Source organism: Pseudomonas sp. SDT291_1_S447 (genome assembly GCF_054070155.1).
Genome location: NZ_JBSVXS010000002.1, coordinates 39,709 through 56,573, shown reverse-complemented (window position 1 = coordinate 56,573; position 16,865 = coordinate 39,709). Strand labels below are relative to the sequence as shown.

Annotated in this window: 14 protein-coding genes; 11 read left to right on the top strand and 3 right to left on the bottom strand. The window is 58.8% G+C overall.

Annotated elements, in window-relative coordinates; translation table 11 throughout:
* Positions 1 to 89: 89 nt before the first annotated feature.
* Genes mupP through ACW9IR_RS01280 form a run of 3 tightly spaced genes read right to left on the bottom strand, consistent with a single transcriptional unit; the run spans position 90 to position 2,856 of the window.
* Positions 90 to 761, bottom strand: coding sequence for an N-acetylmuramic acid 6-phosphate phosphatase MupP (gene mupP, locus ACW9IR_RS01290; RefSeq protein WP_038364376.1), 672 nt, complete (start codon positions 759 to 761; stop codon positions 90 to 92).
* Positions 762 to 765: 4 nt separating this feature from the next.
* Positions 766 to 1,464, bottom strand: a complete 699-nt coding sequence (gene ubiG / locus ACW9IR_RS01285; protein ID WP_016986963.1) for a bifunctional 2-polyprenyl-6-hydroxyphenol methylase/3-demethylubiquinol 3-O-methyltransferase UbiG — start codon at positions 1,462 to 1,464, stop codon at positions 766 to 768.
* A 57-nt stretch (positions 1,465 to 1,521) separates the two neighbouring features.
* The gene (locus ACW9IR_RS01280; protein WP_457461288.1) at positions 1,522 to 2,856 is read right to left on the bottom strand and encodes a TRZ/ATZ family hydrolase; all 1,335 of its coding nucleotides are present in this window, start codon (positions 2,854 to 2,856) and stop codon (positions 1,522 to 1,524) included.
* A 108-nt stretch (positions 2,857 to 2,964) separates the two neighbouring features.
* On the opposite strand from ACW9IR_RS01280, the gene mtnA reads away from it, so the two are divergent.
* From mtnA to ACW9IR_RS01225, 11 genes are all read left to right on the top strand, one after another.
* Positions 2,965 to 4,041, top strand: a complete 1,077-nt coding sequence (gene mtnA, locus ACW9IR_RS01275; protein WP_053122467.1) for an S-methyl-5-thioribose-1-phosphate isomerase — start codon at positions 2,965 to 2,967, stop codon at positions 4,039 to 4,041.
* A 434-nt stretch (positions 4,042 to 4,475) separates the two neighbouring features.
* Entirely contained in the window at positions 4,476 to 7,250 is a 2,775-nt protein-coding gene (gyrA, locus tag ACW9IR_RS01270; RefSeq protein WP_034155294.1) for a DNA gyrase subunit A, read from the top strand.
* A 223-nt stretch (positions 7,251 to 7,473) separates the two neighbouring features.
* The gene (serC, locus tag ACW9IR_RS01265; protein ID WP_457461285.1) at positions 7,474 to 8,559 is read left to right on the top strand and encodes a 3-phosphoserine/phosphohydroxythreonine transaminase; all 1,086 of its coding nucleotides are present in this window, start codon (positions 7,474 to 7,476) and stop codon (positions 8,557 to 8,559) included.
* Positions 8,559 to 9,653, top strand: coding sequence for a prephenate dehydratase (gene pheA / locus ACW9IR_RS01260; RefSeq protein WP_102899981.1), 1,095 nt, complete (start codon positions 8,559 to 8,561; stop codon positions 9,651 to 9,653). Before serC ends, pheA begins: the two co-directional genes overlap by 1 nt.
* A gap of 13 nt (positions 9,654 to 9,666) precedes the next feature.
* Positions 9,667 to 10,779 carry a histidinol-phosphate transaminase gene (gene hisC / locus ACW9IR_RS01255; RefSeq protein ID WP_110720381.1) on the top strand — a complete coding sequence of 371 codons (1,113 nt, stop codon included), beginning with the start codon at positions 9,667 to 9,669 and terminating at the stop codon, positions 10,777 to 10,779.
* 28 nt (positions 10,780 to 10,807) lie between these two features.
* Positions 10,808 to 13,015, top strand: coding sequence for a bifunctional prephenate dehydrogenase/3-phosphoshikimate 1-carboxyvinyltransferase (locus tag ACW9IR_RS01250; RefSeq protein ID WP_258380136.1), 2,208 nt, complete (start codon positions 10,808 to 10,810; stop codon positions 13,013 to 13,015).
* Positions 13,012 to 13,701 carry a (d)CMP kinase gene (gene cmk, locus ACW9IR_RS01245; protein ID WP_064391442.1) on the top strand — a complete coding sequence of 230 codons (690 nt, stop codon included), beginning with the start codon at positions 13,012 to 13,014 and terminating at the stop codon, positions 13,699 to 13,701. Before ACW9IR_RS01250 ends, cmk begins: the two co-directional genes overlap by 4 nt.
* Before the next feature lie 119 nt (positions 13,702 to 13,820).
* The gene (gene rpsA / locus ACW9IR_RS01240; RefSeq protein WP_007908431.1) at positions 13,821 to 15,503 is read left to right on the top strand and encodes a 30S ribosomal protein S1; all 1,683 of its coding nucleotides are present in this window, start codon (positions 13,821 to 13,823) and stop codon (positions 15,501 to 15,503) included.
* A gap of 204 nt (positions 15,504 to 15,707) precedes the next feature.
* The gene (locus ACW9IR_RS01235; protein WP_102899978.1) at positions 15,708 to 15,986 is read left to right on the top strand and encodes a hypothetical protein; all 279 of its coding nucleotides are present in this window, start codon (positions 15,708 to 15,710) and stop codon (positions 15,984 to 15,986) included.
* A gap of 152 nt (positions 15,987 to 16,138) precedes the next feature.
* Positions 16,139 to 16,435, top strand: a complete 297-nt coding sequence (gene ihfB / locus ACW9IR_RS01230; RefSeq protein WP_003189779.1) for an integration host factor subunit beta — start codon at positions 16,139 to 16,141, stop codon at positions 16,433 to 16,435.
* 27 nt (positions 16,436 to 16,462) lie between these two features.
* On the top strand, positions 16,463 to 16,702 hold the full coding sequence (locus tag ACW9IR_RS01225; RefSeq protein WP_110720384.1) for a lipopolysaccharide assembly protein LapA domain-containing protein: 240 nt from the start codon (positions 16,463 to 16,465) through the stop codon (positions 16,700 to 16,702).
* The last annotated feature ends 163 nt before the right edge of the window (positions 16,703 to 16,865 follow it).

The window sequence follows — 16,865 nt, the reverse complement described above, 5'->3', positions numbered from 1 at the left end:
AATAGCTAAAAGATCGCAGCCTGCGGCAGCTCCTGCAGATAGTCACTGTCCTGTAGGAGCTGCCGCAGGCTGCGATCTTTTGACTTTGATCAGCAACTGCAAAGCGCGCTATCGAGCACCTTGCGCAACTCCGACGGATGATCCACCACCACGTCCGCCCCCCAATGCCGCGGGTTGTCGTCCGGGTGGATGTAGCCAAACGTCACCGCCGCGGTTTTCGTGCCGGCATCGCGCCCCGATTCGATATCACGCAGATCATCGCCGACAAACAGCACCGTCGACGGATCCAGATCAAGCATCTTGCACGCAAGGATCAACGGCTCAGGATCCGGTTTGCTGTTCTTCACGTGATCCGGGCAGATCAGCAGCGCCGAACGCTCGGCCAGTCCCAGTTGTTGCATGATCGGCTCGGCGAAACGCAACGGCTTGTTGGTCACCACGCCCCAGATCAAATTGGCCTTCTCGATATCGGCGAGCAGTTCACCCATGCCGTCGAACAGTTTGCTGTGTACGGCGCAACCGACCAGATAGCGCTCAAGAAACTCCAGGCGCAGTTCTTCGAAGCCCGGCGATTCCGGATCCATCGAGAACGTCACCGCGACCATCGCCTTGGCACCGCCGGAAATCTCGTCGCGGATGTGCTTGTCGTTGATCGGCGGCAAGCCGCGATCTGCACGCATCGCCTGGCAGATGGCGATGAAGTCCGGCGCCGTGTCGAGCAGGGTGCCGTCCATGTCGAAGAGAACTGCTCTGATGGCCATCGGCTTACTCCTCGCGCAGGGTCTGGATCATGTAGTTGACGTCAACGTCATTGGCCAGCTTGTAGTGCTTGGTCAGCGGGTTGTAGGTCAGGCCGATGATGTCCTTGACGGTCAGGCCGGCCATGCGGCTCCACGCGCCGAGCTCGGACGGGCGAATGAATTTCTTGAAGTCGTGGGTGCCGCGCGGCAGCAGCTTCATGATGTATTCAGCGCCGATGATGGCGAACAGGTAGGCCTTCGGGTTGCGGTTGATGGTCGAGAAGAACACTTGGCCGCCGGGCTTGACCATGCGGAAGCAGGCGCGGATGACCGACGATGGATCCGGTACGTGCTCGAGCATTTCCAGGCAAGTCACCACGTCGAACTGCTCAGGCATTTCTTCCGCGAGGTCTTCGGCAGTGATCTGGCGGTATTCGACGTTGACGCCGGATTCCAGCTGATGCAGTTGCGCGACCGCCAGCGGCGCTTCGCCCATGTCGATGCCCATCACCGTTGCGCCGCGCTGGGCCATGGCTTCGCTGAGGATGCCGCCGCCGCAACCGACGTCGAGGACTTTCTTGCCGGCCAGATTGACCCGCTCGTCAATCCAGTTGACCCGCAGCGGATTGATGTCGTGCAGTGGTTTGAACTCGCTTTCACGATCCCACCAGCGATGGGCCAGGGCTTCGAATTTGGCGATTTCGGCGTGGTCGACGTTGCTCATGTTAAATCCTCTGAAACTTGAAGAAGGGCTGTAACCCCGGAGTGTGTTCCGGGGTTTTTACGATTCTTTGTGGCCGCTGATGCGCTGGCCCCAAGCACGGGCGGTGGCGCCCAGTTGTGCTTCGTCCAGTCGCGTCAGGCGGCGGTCGTCGAGCAGTTGTTTGCCAGCGACCCACAGATGCTTCACGCAGTCGCGGCCGGTGGCGTATATAAGCTGCGAAACCGGGTCATACACCGGTTGCTGCGCCAGACCGGACAGGTCGAAAGCGACGATGTCGGCGGCTTTGCCGATCTCCAGCGAGCCAACTTGCGTTTCGATCCCCAGTGCCCGCGCGCCATTCAGGGTGGCCATGCGCAGCGCCCGATGGGCGTCCAGCGCGGTGGCGGAGCCGGCGACGGCTTTGGCCAGCAGCGCGGCGGTGCGGGTTTCGCCGAGCAGGTCGAGATCGTTATTGCTGGCGGCGCCATCGGTGCCGACCGCGACATTTACCCCAGCCTGCCACAAACGCTCGACCGGGCAGAAGCCGCTGGCGAGTTTCAGGTTGGATTCCGGGCAATGGATCACGCTGGTGTTGCTTTCTACCAGCAACGCCAGGTCATCATCGCTGATCTGGGTCATGTGCACGGCCTGGAAGCGCGGGCCGAGCAGGCCAAGACGACCGAGGCGGGCCAGCGGACGTTCGCCGCGCTGCTCCAGTGACTGCTGAACTTCGAACGCGGTTTCATGGACATGCATGTGGATCGAGGCGTCCAACTCCTCGGCAATCACGCGGATTTTCTCGAGGTTTTCGTCGCCGACGGTGTACGGTGCATGGGGGCCGAAGGTGATCTTGATGCGTTCGTGATGCTTCAGATCGCCGAACAGTTCGACGCCCTGACGAATGGCTTCATCGGCGCTACTGGCGCCCGGGATCGGGAAATCAAGGATCGGAATGGCGATCTGCGCGCGAATGCCGCTGTTGTGCACGCGCTCGCTGGCGACTTTCGGGAAGAAATACATGTCCGAGAAACAAGTGATGCCGCCCTTGATCTGCTCGGCAATGGCCAGATCAGTGCCGTCACGAACGAAGTCTTCATCGACCCACTTGGCCTCGGCCGGCCAGATGTGGTTTTCCAGCCAGGTCATCAGCGGCAGATCATCGGCCAGGCCGCGGAACAGGGTCATCGCTGCGTGGCCGTGCGCATTGATCAGGCCCGGAGCCAGCAACACATCCGGCAGTTCGCGGATTTCCGTGGCGTTACACTTCAATGCTTCGGCGCGCGGGCCGATAAACACGATGCGACCGTCGCGGATGCCCAGGCCGTGCTCCTTGAGCACAACGCCTGCAGGTTCGACGGGTACCAGCCAGGTCGGCAGCAATAATAAGTCGAGCGCAATGGCAGGTTTCGGCATCGAGGGTCGGTTCCAGTGCTTTTGTAAAGGATGGCGAAGTATACCCGAGCGTCTTCGCAGGGGGATCGCTATAATCGGCGGCTTTTGTTCATGAGTGCGGGGTGTGGGATGCGCGATCGACTGTTGGCTGCGGAGAAAGTGAAGGCCATCGATTGGCGAGACGGCGCGCTGCACCTGCTGGATCAGCGTATTTTGCCATTCGAGGAAACCTGGATTGCCTACACCAGCGCCGCCGGCGTGGCCGAGGCAATTCGCTCGATGGTGGTGCGTGGCGCGCCGGCTATCGGCATCAGTGCGGCGTATGGCATTGTCCTCGCGGCGCGTGCGCGGATCGCCGAAGGTGGCGACTGGTACGCGGCGCTGGAGGAGGATTTTGCCTTGCTGGCGGATTCTCGTCCGACAGCGGTCAATCTGTTCTGGGCGCTGGGTCGCATGCACGATCGCCTCGATCGCTTGAAAGAAAACGCCGATCCGCTGGCGGCGCTGGAAGCCGAAGCCATCGCCATTCATGAAAGCGACCGTGAAGCCAACCTGACCATGGCGCAGTTGGGCGTTGATCTGATCCGCAAACATCAGGGCAATGCCCAGGCGATTCTGACCCACTGCAATACCGGCGCGCTGGCTACCGGTGGTTTCGGTACGGCGTTGGGAGTGATTCGTGCAGCCTTTATTGAAGGCATGGTCGAGCGTGTTTATGCCGACGAAACCCGTCCATGGCTGCAGGGCTCGCGCCTGACTGCGTGGGAACTGGCCAACGAAGGCATTCCGGTAACTCTGAATGCCGACTCCGCCGCTGCGCACATCATGAAAACCAAAGGCGTGACCTGGGTGATCGTCGGCGCTGACCGCATCACGGCCAACGGTGATGTGGCGAACAAGATCGGCACCTATCAACTGGCGGTCAACGCCATGCACCATGGTGTGCGCTTCATGGTCGTGGCGCCGAGTTCGACCATCGACATGAATCTGGCCAGCGGTGATGACATCCCGATCGAAGAACGTGATGGTGCCGAGTTGCTGGAAGTAGGCGGCAAGCGTGTCGGCGCGGACGTTGAAGCGTTCAATCCGGTGTTTGACGTGACGCCGGCGGATCTCATCGACGCGATCGTCACCGAAAAAGGCATCGTCGAGCGTCCGGATACCGCGAAAATGGCCCAGTTGATGTGCCGCAAGCGCCTGCATTGATGCGGTGACACTCAATGTAGGAGCTGCCGAAGGCTGCGATCTCTTGATCTTGCTTTTTAGAGGTCAGGATCAAAAGATCGCAGCCTTCGGCAGCTCCTACAGGTGTGCGTCCCCCTAAAAGTCAATAAACATCGCTAAACCGAACCTAAAATCTGCATTCAAAGAAGCTCTGAGCCTCTCTCGTCCCCGTTAAGCCTGTCACCGGTCAACTAACTATGCTCCATGCGCATCAGGGGGATAGGTGCGTGGCGGCCTTTGTGATAACATCCGGCGTTTTCCGAGGCAGCTCCACGGAGCTGTCTTTACTGCGCAAATCCGCGATCCAATGTTGATTTGTCGTAAGTCGGCGCATGGCACTCGGCCGGCCCCGACGAGCTTCGTTGCTCCCACATGGATATGACGAAGTTTCACCAGAAAAAGGAATCAGGCTTCTCATGGGCGAACTGGCCAAAGAAATCCTCCCGGTCAATATCGAAGACGAGCTGAAACAGTCCTACCTCGACTACGCGATGAGCGTGATCGTCGGCCGTGCACTTCCGGATGCGCGCGATGGCCTCAAGCCCGTGCACCGTCGCGTACTGTTTGCGATGAGCGAGCTGGGCAACGACTTCAACAAGCCGTACAAGAAATCTGCCCGTGTTGTCGGCGACGTGATCGGTAAGTATCACCCGCACGGTGACACTGCCGTGTACGACACCATCGTTCGTATGGCTCAGCCTTTCTCCCTGCGTTACCTGCTGGTAGACGGTCAGGGCAACTTCGGTTCGGTCGACGGCGACAACGCTGCGGCCATGCGATACACCGAAGTGCGCATGACCAAACTGGCGCACGAATTGCTGGCTGACCTGCACAAAGAAACCGTGGACTGGGTGCCGAACTACGACGGCACCGAAATGATCCCGGCGGTCATGCCGACCCGGATCCCCAACCTGCTGGTCAACGGCTCCAGCGGTATCGCCGTGGGCATGGCGACCAACATTCCGCCGCACAACCTCGGTGAAGTCATCGACGGCTGCCTGGCGCTCATCGACAACCCTGAGCTGACCGTCGATGAACTGATGCAATACATCCCCGGTCCGGACTTCCCGACCGCCGCGATCATCAATGGTCGCGCCGGCATCATCGAAGCCTACCGCACCGGCCGCGGGCGTATTTACATGCGTGCCCGCTCGATCATTGAAGACATCGACAAGGTCGGTGGTCGTCAGCAGATCGTCATCACCGAACTCCCTTACCAGCTGAACAAGGCGCGTCTGATCGAGAAGATCGCCGAGCTGGTCAAAGAGAAGAAGCTGGAAGGCATCACCGAACTGCGCGACGAGTCCGACAAGGACGGTATGCGCGTCGTGATCGAACTGCGTCGCGGCGAAGTGCCTGAGGTGATCCTCAACAACCTCTACGCCCAGACCCAGCTGCAATCGGTATTCGGCATCAACATCGTTGCGCTGATCGACGGCCGCCCACGCATCCTCAACCTCAAGGATCTGCTGGAAGCCTTCGTCCGTCACCGTCGCGAAGTCGTTACCCGTCGCACCGTGTTCGAACTGCGCAAGGCGCGCGAGCGTGGTCACATCCTCGAAGGCCAGGCCGTTGCCCTGTCGAACATTGACCCGGTCATCGCCCTGATCAAAGCCTCGCCGACCCCTTCGGAAGCCAAAGAAGCGCTGATCAGCACGCCGTGGGAATCCTCGGCAGTGGTGGCGATGGTTGAGCGTGCCGGTGCCGATTCGTGCCGTCCGGAAAACCTCGACCCGCAATACGGTCTGCGCGAAGGCAAGTACTTCCTGTCGCCAGAACAGGCGCAAGCCATTCTGGAACTGCGTCTGCACCGTCTGACCGGTCTGGAACACGAAAAACTGCTGGCTGAGTATCAAGAGATCCTCAATCAGATCGGCGAGCTGATCCGCATCCTCAACAGCGCTGTGCGCCTGATGGAAGTGATCCGCGAAGAGCTGGAAGTGATTCGTGCCGAATACGGCGACGTGCGTCGCACCGAAATTCTCGATGCCCGTCTCGACCTGACCCTGGGTGACATGATCCCGGAAGAAGAACGCGTCGTGACCATCTCCCACGGTGGCTACGCCAAGACCCAGCCGCTGGCTGCGTACCAGGCTCAGCGTCGTGGCGGTAAAGGCAAATCAGCGACCGGCGTCAAGGATGAGGACTACATCGCTCACCTGCTGGTTGCCAACAGCCACACCACGCTGCTGCTGTTCTCCAGCAAGGGCAAGGTGTACTGGCTCAAGACCTACGAGATTCCGGAAGCCTCCCGCGCTGCCCGTGGTCGTCCGCTGGTCAACCTTCTGCCATTGAGCGAAGGCGAGTACATCACCACCATGCTGCCGGTCGATCTCGAAGCCATGAAGCGTCAGGCTGATGAAGAAGAAGCCGAAGGCGCTGAAGCTGATGTAGAAGAGATCGAAAACAGCAACGAGACTGATGAAGAGCGTCGCGCTCGCATCAAGGCTGCCGACCGCAAGAAAGCACCGTTTATCTTCATGTCGACCGCCAACGGTACCGTCAAGAAGACCCCGTTGGTGGCCTTCAGCCGTCAGCGCAGCGTCGGTCTGATCGCGCTGGAGCTGGACGAAGGCGACATCCTGATCTCCGCCGCCATCACCGATGGCGAGCAGGAAATCATGCTGTTCTCCGACGGCGGCAAAGTGACTCGCTTCAAGGAATCCGAAGTTCGCGCCATGGGCCGTACCGCCCGCGGTGTGCGTGGTATGCGTCTGCCGGAAGGGCAGAAGTTGATCTCCATGCTGATTCCGGAAGAAGGCAGCGAAATCCTGACGGCTTCCGAGCGCGGCTACGGCAAGCGCACGGCGATCACCGAGTTCCCTGAATACAAGCGTGGCGGTCAGGGCGTAATCGCCATGGTCAGCAACGAGCGTAATGGCCGTCTGGTCGGCGCGGTTCAGGTGCAGGATGGCGAAGAAATCATGCTGATCTCCGATCAGGGCACTCTGGTGCGTACCCGTGTCGACGAAGTGTCGAGCCTGGGCCGTAACACTCAGGGCGTGACGCTGATCAAGCTGGCCAAGGATGAAACCCTGGTCGGACTGGAGCGGGTTCAGGAACCTTCGGAAGTCGAAGGTGAAGAGCTCGAGGGTGAAGAGGGCGAGGAATTCGAAGGCACTGTCGTAAACGACGATGCCGGTGAAGACCAGCAACTCGACGCCGCAGCAGACGAAGAACCGCAAGAATAAGCGGACAAACAAGGGGGCGGATGAGAATTCGCCCCCTTGTTATTTGTCCGGTATGAAATTTCGACGCCCATGGAGATCCTTGTGGGAGCGAGCTTGCTCGCGAAAGCGGAGTATCAGGCGACATTATTGTTGAATGTCAGTCCGCCTTCGCGAGCAAGCTCGCTCCCACACACGATTGGCGCCGACTGATATGTGATACCACCAAATCAGAGCGAGATTGGATGTGAGCAAGCGAGCCTATAACTTCTGCGCCGGTCCTGCGGCGCTTCCCGAAGCTGTCCTGCAGCGCGCCCAGGGTGAACTCCTTGATTGGCACGGCAAGGGTCTGTCGGTCATGGAAATGAGCCATCGCAGCGATGAGTTCGTGTCCATCGCCACCCAGGCCGAGCAGGATCTGCGTGACCTGCTGAATATCCCGTCGAACTATAAAGTGCTGTTTCTGCAAGGTGGCGCCAGCCAGCAGTTCGCGCAGATCCCGCTGAACCTGTTGCCGGAAAACGGCTCGGCCGACTATATCGACACCGGTATCTGGTCGCAGAAAGCCATCGAAGAAGCCTCGCGCTACGGTCATGTCAACGTTGCTGCTACCGCCAAGCCTTACGACTATTTCGCTATCCCGGGCCAGAACGAGTGGAAGCTGTCGAAAGACGCCGCTTACGTTCACTACGCGCCGAACGAAACCATCGGCGGTCTGGAGTTCCAGTGGATCCCGGAAGTCGGCGACGTTCCGCTGGTGGCTGACATGTCTTCGGACATCCTCTCGCGTCCGGTCGATATCTCGCGTTTCGGCATGATCTACGCCGGCGCGCAGAAAAACATCGGCCCGAGCGGTATCGTCGTCAACATCATCCGCGAAGACCTGCTCGGCAAGGCGCGTGCGCTGTGCCCGACCATGCTCGACTACAAAGTCGCGGCGGATAACGGCTCGATGTACAACACCCCACCGACTCTGGCCTGGTACCTGTCCGGTCTGGTGTTCCAGTGGCTGAAAGAGCAGGGTGGCGTTGAAGCCATCGCTAAACTCAATGACGTCAAGCAGCGCACGCTGTATGACTTCATCGACGCCAGCGGCCTCTACAGCAACCCGATCAACAAGTCGGACCGCTCGTGGATGAACGTGCCGTTCCGTCTGGCCGATGATCGTCTCGACAAGCCGTTCCTCGTCGGTGCCGAAGAGCGCGGCCTGCTCAATCTCAAGGGCCACCGCTCCGTGGGCGGTATGCGCGCCTCCATCTATAACGCCGTCGACATCACCGCGGTCAACGCGCTGGTGGCGTACATGGCTGAATTCGAGAAGGAACACGGCTGATGTCCGAGCAAGAACTCAAGGCACTGCGCGTTCGCATTGACGCTCTGGACACCAAGGTCATGGAGCTGATCAGTGAGCGTGCGCGTTGCGCCCAGGAAGTCGCGCGAGTAAAGATGGCCTCGCTGGCCGAAGGCGAAGTGCCAGTGTTCTATCGTCCTGAGCGTGAAGCTCAGGTGCTCAAGCGTGTCATGGAGCGCAATCAGGGGCCGCTGGGCAACGAAGAGATGGCGCGGTTGTTCCGCGAAATCATGTCGTCGTGCCTGGCGCTGGAGCAGCCGCTGAAAGTGGCTTACCTCGGCCCTGAAGGCACCTTCACCCAAGCGGCGGCCATGAAGCATTTCGGTCACGCGGTGATCAGCAAGCCGATGGCGGCGATCGACGAAGTGTTCCGTGAAGTGGCAGCCGGTGCGGTGAATTTTGGCGTGGTTCCGGTGGAAAACTCCACCGAAGGCGCGGTCAACCACACGCTGGACAGCTTCCTTGAGCACGACATGGTCATCTGTGGCGAAGTCGAGCTGCGTATTCACCATCACCTGTTGGTCGGTGAAAGTACCAAGACCGATAGCATCAGCCGCATCTATTCCCACGCGCAGTCGCTGGCCCAGTGCCGCAAGTGGCTGGATGCGCATTACCCGAATGTCGAGCGCGTCGCGGTGTCGAGCAACGCTGAAGCCGCCAAGCGGGTCAAAGGTGAGTGGAATTCGGCGGCGATTGCCGGTGACATGGCGGCAGGGCTGTATGGCCTGACCCGTCTGGCCGAGAAGATCGAAGACCGTCCGGACAACTCGACGCGCTTCCTGATGATCGGTAACCAGGAAGTGCCGCCGACCGGCGACGACAAGACTTCGATCATCGTGTCGATGAGCAACAAGCCCGGCGCGCTCCACGAGCTGCTGGTGCCGTTCCACGACAACGGGATCGACCTGACCCGTATCGAAACGCGTCCGTCACGCAGTGGCAAATGGACTTACGTGTTCTTCATCGACTTCGTCGGCCATCACCGTGATCCGTTGATCAAAGGTGTATTGGAAAAGATCAGTCAGGAAGCGGTAGCACTCAAAGTGCTGGGTTCCTACCCGAAAGCAGTTCTCTAAGGGGCGGTAGCAAATGAGTGGCAACTTCCTCGCTCTGGCACAGCCGGGCGTGCAACAACTTTCGCCGTACGTTCCGGGCAAGCCTGTGGACGAACTGGCGCGCGAGCTGGATCTGGATCCGGCGAAAATCGTCAAACTGGCGAGCAACGAAAACCCGCTGGGTGCCAGTCCGAAAGCCTTGGCGGCCATCCGCGAAGAGCTGGCCGAGCTGACCCGTTATCCGGATGGCAACGGTTTCGCGCTGAAATCCCTGCTGGCCGAGCAATGCCGTGTCGAGCTGAACCAGGTCACCTTGGGTAATGGTTCCAACGACATTCTTGAGCTGGTTGCGCGTGCCTATCTGGCGCCGGGCCTGAACGCTGTGTTCAGTGAGCATGCGTTCGCGGTGTATCCGATTGCTACTCAAGCGGTCGGTGCTCAGGCCAAAGTGGTACCGGCCAAGGATTGGGGGCACGACCTGCCGGCAATGCTCGCCGCTATCGATGCCAACACCCGCGTGGTGTTTATCGCCAACCCGAACAACCCGACCGGGACCTGGTTCGGCGCAGAAGCGCTGGACGAATTCCTCCAGGATGTTCCGGAGCACGTGCTGGTAGTGCTGGACGAGGCGTACATCGAATACGCCGAAGGCAGTGATCTGCCGGACGGTCTGGATTTCCTTGCCGCTTACCCGAATCTGCTGGTGTCGCGCACGTTCTCCAAGGCCTATGGTCTGGCGGCATTGCGCGTCGGCTACGGTCTGTCGACTCCGGTTGTCGCTGACGTGCTGAACCGTGTTCGCCAGCCGTTCAACGTTAACAGTCTGGCTCTCGCGGCAGCCTGTGCGGCGCTGAAGGATGAGGAATATCTGGCGCAAAGCCGCCAGCTTAACGAGTCGGGCATGCAGCAGCTGCAAGCCGGTTTCCGTGAGTTGGGGCTGAACTGGATCGAATCCAAAGGCAACTTCATCTGCGTCGATCTCGCTCAAGTCGCAGCCCCGGTGTTTCAGGGCTTGCTGCGCGAAGGCGTGATCGTGCGTCCGGTGGCCAACTACGGCATGCCGAACCATCTGCGGGTGACCATCGGTCTGCCGGCGGAAAACAGCCGCTTCCTTGAAGCGCTGCGCAAGGTTCTGGCTCGTGGGTGATGTCACTGCACTGCAATCTGCTGCACCTATGATCGGTCGCCTTGTGGTGGTCGGTCTGGGTTTGATCGGTGGTTCGTTTGCCAAAGGCTTGCGTGAAAGCGGTATCTGCCGCGAAGTGGTCGGGGTCGATCTCGATCCGCAATCGCGCAAGCTGGCGGTCGAGTTGGGTGTGGTTGATCGTTGTGAGGATGACTTGGCAGCTGCATGCCAAGGCGCTGATGTGATTCAGCTGGCGGTGCCGATTCTGGCCATGGAAAAAGTACTCGCGCGTCTGGCGAGCATGGATCTGGGGCAGGCGATTCTGACCGATGTCGGCAGCGCCAAAGGCAATGTGGTGCGCGTGGCGACCGAGGCGTTCGGTGGTATGCCGGCGCGTTTCGTGCCGGGGCATCCGATTGCCGGTTCCGAGCAGAGCGGGGTGGAAGCCTCCAATGCCGAGCTGTTCCGTCGTCACAAAGTGATTCTCACGCCGCTCGAGCAAACCGATCCGGCGGCGCTGGCTGTGGTCGATCGTCTGTGGCGCGAATTGGGCGCCGACGTCGAGCACATGCAGGTCGAGCGTCACGATGAGGTGCTGGCCGCGACCAGTCATCTACCGCACCTGCTGGCCTTCGGTCTGGTCGATTCGTTGGCCAAGCGCAATGAAAATCTTGAGATCTTCCGTTACGCTGCGGGCGGTTTCCGCGATTTCACAAGAATCGCCGGAAGCGACCCGGTGATGTGGCACGACATCTTCCTCGCCAACCGCGAGGCTGTCCTGCGCACACTCGATACATTTCGCAGCGACCTCGACGCCTTGCGCGACGCGGTCGATGCAGGGGATGGGCACCAATTGTTGGGCGTTTTCACGCGCGCCCGGGTTGCCCGCGAGCATTTCAGTAAAATCCTGGCCCGCAGGGCCTATGTGGACGCTATGAATTCCAACGATCTGATCTTCCTGGCTCAACCTGGTGGCCGCCTGTCCGGTCGGATTCGCGTACCGGGTGACAAATCCATTTCCCACCGTTCGATCATGCTCGGCTCGCTTGCCGAAGGCGTCACCGAAGTCGAAGGCTTCCTTGAGGGCGAAGACGCCCTGGCGACCTTGCAGGCATTCCGCGACATGGGCGTGGTTATCGAAGGCCCGCATCACGGCCGCGTGACCATTCACGGTGTCGGCCTGCACGGTCTGAAACCGGCGCCGGGCCCGATCTATCTGGGCAACTCCGGTACCTCGATGCGTCTGCTGTCCGGTTTGCTGGCCGCGCAGAACTTCGACAGTGTTTTGACGGGTGATGCGTCGCTTTCGAAGCGCCCGATGAATCGCGTAGCCAATCCACTGCGTGAAATGGGCGCGGTGATTGAAACTGCTGCTGAAGGTCGTCCGCCGATGACCATTCGTGGCGGCCACAAGCTCAAAGGCCTGACTTACACCATGCCGATGGCCAGTGCTCAGGTGAAGTCCTGCCTGTTGCTCGCCGGTCTGTACGCTGAAGGCAAGACCACCGTGACCGAACCAGCGCCGACTCGCGACCACACCGAGCGCATGCTGCGTGGTTTCGGTTATCCGGTCAGCGTTGAAGGTGCGACGGCTTCGGTTGAGTCTGGCGGTAAGTTGACCGCGACTCACATTGAAGTGCCTGGCGATATCTCGTCGTCGGCGTTCTTCCTTGTAGCGGCCTCGATCGCCGAAGGTTCCGAGCTGGTGCTCGAGCACGTCGGCATCAACCCGACTCGTACCGGCGTGATCGACATCCTACGCCTGATGGGTGCTGACATCACCCTGGAAAACCAGCGTGAAGTCGGCGGCGAGCCGGTGGCTGACCTGCGCGTGCGGGCAGCTAAACTCAAAGGTATCGAGATTCCCGAAGAGCTGGTTCCGCTGGCCATCGACGAATTCCCGGTGCTGTTCGTGGCGGCTGCCTGCGCCGAAGGTCGTACCGTGCTGACTGGCGCTGAAGAGCTGCGGGTCAAGGAATCGGATCGTATCCAGGTGATGGCGGACGGTCTGTTGGCGCTGGGCGTGAAATGCCAGCCAACCCCAGACGGCATTATCATCGATGGCGGCCAGATCGGCGGCGGCGAAGTGCATGGTCACGGCGATCACCGTATTGCGATGGCGTTCAGCGTTGCCTCGTTGCGCGCCACTGCACCGATCCGCATCCATGATTGCGCCAACGTCGCGACGTCGTTCCCCAACTTCCTCGCGCTGTGCGGGCAGGTCGGTATTCGTGTGGCACAAGAGGCTCAGTCGTGAAAAACATTGCACCGGTCATCACCATTGATGGGCCAAGCGGCTCGGGCAAGGGCACGGTCGCCGGGATTCTGGCCAAGCGTCTGGGCTGGAATCTGCTGGATTCCGGTGCGCTTTATCGCCTGCTGGCGTTTGCTGCGCACAATCATGGTGTCGACCTGACCAATGAAGAGCTGCTGAAGAAACTCGCCGCTCATCTGGATGTTCAGTTCATTGCCGCGACCGAAGGTCAGCTGCAACGGATCATCCTGGAAGGTGACGAAGTCAGCGATGTCATTCGCACCGAAAGCGTCGGCTCCGGCGCTTCGCAAGTGGCTGCATTGCCCGCCGTACGTGAGGCGCTGCTGCAGCGTCAGCGTGCTTTCCAGGAAGCGCCGGGCCTGGTGGCCGACGGCCGCGATATGGGTACGGTGGTTTTTCCCGATGCGCCATTGAAGATTTTCCTGACCGCCAGTGCCGAGGAGCGGGCGCGCCGTCGATATTTGCAGTTGAAGGGCAAAGTCGAGGGTGTTAGTCTGTCGAGTCTGCTAGATGAGATCCGTGCACGCGACGAGCGTGACACCCAGCGAGCGGTAGCCCCGCTTAAGCCGGCGGCTGACGCCATACAGCTGGATTCCACGGAGTTGTCCATCGATCAGGTGCTTGAACGCATCATGAGCGAGATCGCCATTCGCGATATCGCCGGGTGACCAAGAAGGTTGCAGGGGACCAGTCATAGTCCTGTGGCGCTTCTTCTATATGAAACTAACCCACACCGTCTGGGGTGTGGAGATGGGCGTATCCTTCGCCCTCATTTACAGGAATTAAAATGAGCGAAAGCTTTGCGGAACTCTTTGAAGAAAGCCTAAAAACCCTGAACCTTCAGGCAGGCTCCATCATCACCGGTGTTATCGTTGATATCGATTACCAGGCTCGCTGGGTAACCGTTCACGCTGGCCTGAAGTCTGAAGCACTCATCCCGCTTGAGCAGTTCTACAACGACGCTGGCGATCTGACTATCAATGTCGGTGACGAAGTTCACGTTGCTCTGGACTCGGTTGAAGACGGTTTCGGTGAAACCAAGCTGTCCCGTGAAAAAGCCAAGCGCGCTGAGTGCTGGATCGTTCTGGAAGCAGCCTTCGCAGCTGAGGAAGTGGTCAAGGGCGTTATCAACGGTAAGGTTAAAGGCGGCTTCACTGTCGACGTTAACGGCATCCGTGCGTTCCTGCCAGGTTCCCTGGTTGACGTCCGTCCAGTGCGCGACACCACGCACCTGGAAGGCAAAGAGCTGGAATTCAAGGTCATCAAGCTGGACCAGAAGCGCAACAACGTTGTCGTTTCCCGTCGCAGCGTCCTGGAAGCCGAGAACTCCGCCGAGCGTGAAGCTCTGCTGGAATCCCTGCAGGAAGGCCAGCAAGTCAAAGGTATCGTCAAAAACCTCACCGATTACGGCGCATTCGTCGATCTGGGTGGCGTGGACGGCCTGCTGCACATCACCGACATGGCCTGGAAGCGCATCAAGCATCCTTCCGAGATCGTCAACGTTGGTGACGAAATCGACGTTAAGGTTCTGAAATACGATCGCGAACGCAACCGTGTTTCCCTGGGCCTGAAGCAACTGGGCGAAGATCCATGGGTTGCTATCAAAGCCCGTTACCCAGAAAGCACTCGCGTTACCGCTCGTGTAACCAACCTGACCGACTACGGCTGCTTCGCTGAGCTGGAAGAAGGCGTTGAAGGTCTGGTACACGTTTCGGAAATGGACTGGACCAACAAGAACATCCACCCTTCGAAAGTCGTACAAGTCGGCGACGAAGTGGAAGTTATGGTTCTGGACATCGACGAAGAGCGTCGTCGTATCTCCCTTGGCATCAAGCAGTGCAAATCTAACCCATGGGAAGATTTCTCTGGCCAGTTCAACAAGGGCGATAAAATCTCCGGCACCATCAAGTCGATCACCGATTTCGGTATCTTCATTGGTCTGGACGGCGGCATCGACGGTCTGGTTCACCTGTCCGACATCTCCTGGAACGAAGTGGGCGAAGAAGCCGTACGTCGTTTCAAGAAGGGTGACGAGCTGGACACCGTTATCTTGTCGGTTGACCCAGAGCGCGAGCGTATCTCCCTGGGTATCAAGCAACTGGAAAGCGATCCGTTCTCCGAGTACGTTCAAGAGAATGACAAAGGCGCCATCGTTAAAGGCACTGTGAAAGAAGTTGACGCCAAAGGCGCCATCATCGTTCTGGCCGACGATATCGAAGCGACTCTGAAAGCCTCCGAAATCAGCCGTGACCGCGTTGAAGACGCGCGCAACGTTCTGAAAGAAGGCCAGGAAGTAGAAGCCAAGATCATCAGCGTTGACCGCAAGAGCCGCGTGATCCAGCTCTCCATCAAGTCGAAAGACGATGCTGAAGAGAAAGAAGCTATCCAAAGCCTGAAGGCTGAAGAAGCTCCTGCTGGCGACACCACCATGGCGGCACTGCTGCGCCAGGCAATGGCCAAACAGAACTAAGTTCTGCTTGATCATGAAAAAGGGCGACTTCGGTCGCCCTTTTTTGTGCCTGTGATTTAGTGTCCGCGGCTTGCATGATGGTTTTGGTGAAACCAATCTGGCTTCCGGGCGGTCTGTTTCTTTAATCGGATCAATCGCCTATTCACGACTAAGCTTGGTCTTAAGTGTGTAGTCGTCGGGCAGTTGCCTGGCATAAGGAAGTGGATGAAAAAGTTTATTGTCCTCATGGCTGTACTGGTTCTGGCTGGCTGTACGACCAGTGCCAAGACCCATGCCGTGCGTGGTGTCAGTGGTATAGAGGTCGACTGCTCTGGGCTGGGCTCTGGCTGGGAGAAATGCCAGAAGCGCGCGGCGAAGGAGTGCAAGGGCGCAGGCTACAAAGTGATCACGAGATCAGATGATGCCAAGGAGGAAGATGAGTTTCCTTTTGGCTTCAACCCGGCGGGTTACGTAACGCGAACCATGCTGGTGATATGCCGTTAAGCATGCTGTGCCCTGTTTGTTGCTGTGATGCCCTGAAAACGGGCGTTTCGACGCGGTGGAAGATATGTCAATCCCTGGGCTGTTCAAAATCTTCCGGGCGTGCTAAAACCTTTCAAGCGCTGATCTAGCTGCTTGAAAAAGAAGGGAAAAATATGACGAAGTCGGAGTTGATCGAACGAATTGTCACCCATCAAGGGCTGCTCTCATCCAAGGATGTGGAGTTGGCCATCAAGACCATGCTTGAACAAATGTCCCAATGTCTGGCTACCGGTGATCGTATCGAGATCCGTGGGTTTGGCAGTTTCTCTCTGCACTACCGTGCACCGCGCGTTGGTCGTAATCCCAAGACCGGTCAATCGGTCAGTCTGGACGGTAAATTCGTTCCGCACTTCAAGCCGGGCAAGGAGTTGCGTGATCGCGTGAACGAAGAAGAGGAGGAGGGGGTTTGACAGTCGCTATCTCTCAAGGGGTTACTCATGCGTAACCTTAAGCGCATATTTCTTGGTGTATTCATTCTTTTACTGGTCTTGGCGATTCTGGCGTTTGTGCTGGAGAATCAGCAATCGGTGTCTTTATTGTTTCTAGGTTTGTCTGGGCCGCAGTTGCCGGTTTCGCTGGTCGTCGTATTGGCGTTGCTCATTGGCATGTTGATTGGTCCAGTGCTGGGCTGGTTTTTGGGACGCTCGTCCAGATCTGCGCGCAAGCGACTGGTCTGAAGCGGCAAGGGGCGGGGCGTCTGTCGAAATTGCGCCTCTGCCTGTCTTTATCCATTAGTAAAACCATCATTAAGCTGTAAAATGCGTCCCTTGTTCGATCTTGCCTTATTGCATGTCGATTCAGACTGACTCTGACAGATGCCAACTGCGAGTGGCTTCTGCA

What these genes read in the sequence shown, in the direction of transcription:
- mupP (WP_038364376.1), bottom strand. Translation starts at nt 761, where the DNA reads ATGGCCATCAGAGCAGTTCTCTTCGACATGGACGGCACCCTGCTCGAC.
- ubiG (WP_016986963.1), bottom strand. Translation starts at nt 1,464, where the DNA reads ATGAGCAACGTCGACCACGCCGAAATCGCCAAATTCGAAGCCCTGGCC.
- ACW9IR_RS01280 (WP_457461288.1), bottom strand. Translation starts at nt 2,856, where the DNA reads ATGCCGAAACCTGCCATTGCGCTCGACTTATTATTGCTGCCGACCTGG.
- mtnA (WP_053122467.1), top strand. Translation starts at nt 2,965, where the DNA reads ATGCGCGATCGACTGTTGGCTGCGGAGAAAGTGAAGGCCATCGATTGG.
- gyrA (WP_034155294.1), top strand. Translation starts at nt 4,476, where the DNA reads ATGGGCGAACTGGCCAAAGAAATCCTCCCGGTCAATATCGAAGACGAG.
- pheA (WP_102899981.1), top strand. Translation starts at nt 8,559, where the DNA reads ATGTCCGAGCAAGAACTCAAGGCACTGCGCGTTCGCATTGACGCTCTG.
- hisC (WP_110720381.1), top strand. Translation starts at nt 9,667, where the DNA reads ATGAGTGGCAACTTCCTCGCTCTGGCACAGCCGGGCGTGCAACAACTT.
- ACW9IR_RS01250 (WP_258380136.1), top strand. Translation starts at nt 10,808, where the DNA reads ATGATCGGTCGCCTTGTGGTGGTCGGTCTGGGTTTGATCGGTGGTTCG.
- rpsA (WP_007908431.1), top strand. Translation starts at nt 13,821, where the DNA reads ATGAGCGAAAGCTTTGCGGAACTCTTTGAAGAAAGCCTAAAAACCCTG.
- ACW9IR_RS01235 (WP_102899978.1), top strand. Translation starts at nt 15,708, where the DNA reads ATGAAAAAGTTTATTGTCCTCATGGCTGTACTGGTTCTGGCTGGCTGT.
- ihfB (WP_003189779.1), top strand. Translation starts at nt 16,139, where the DNA reads ATGACGAAGTCGGAGTTGATCGAACGAATTGTCACCCATCAAGGGCTG.
- ACW9IR_RS01225 (WP_110720384.1), top strand. Translation starts at nt 16,463, where the DNA reads ATGCGTAACCTTAAGCGCATATTTCTTGGTGTATTCATTCTTTTACTG.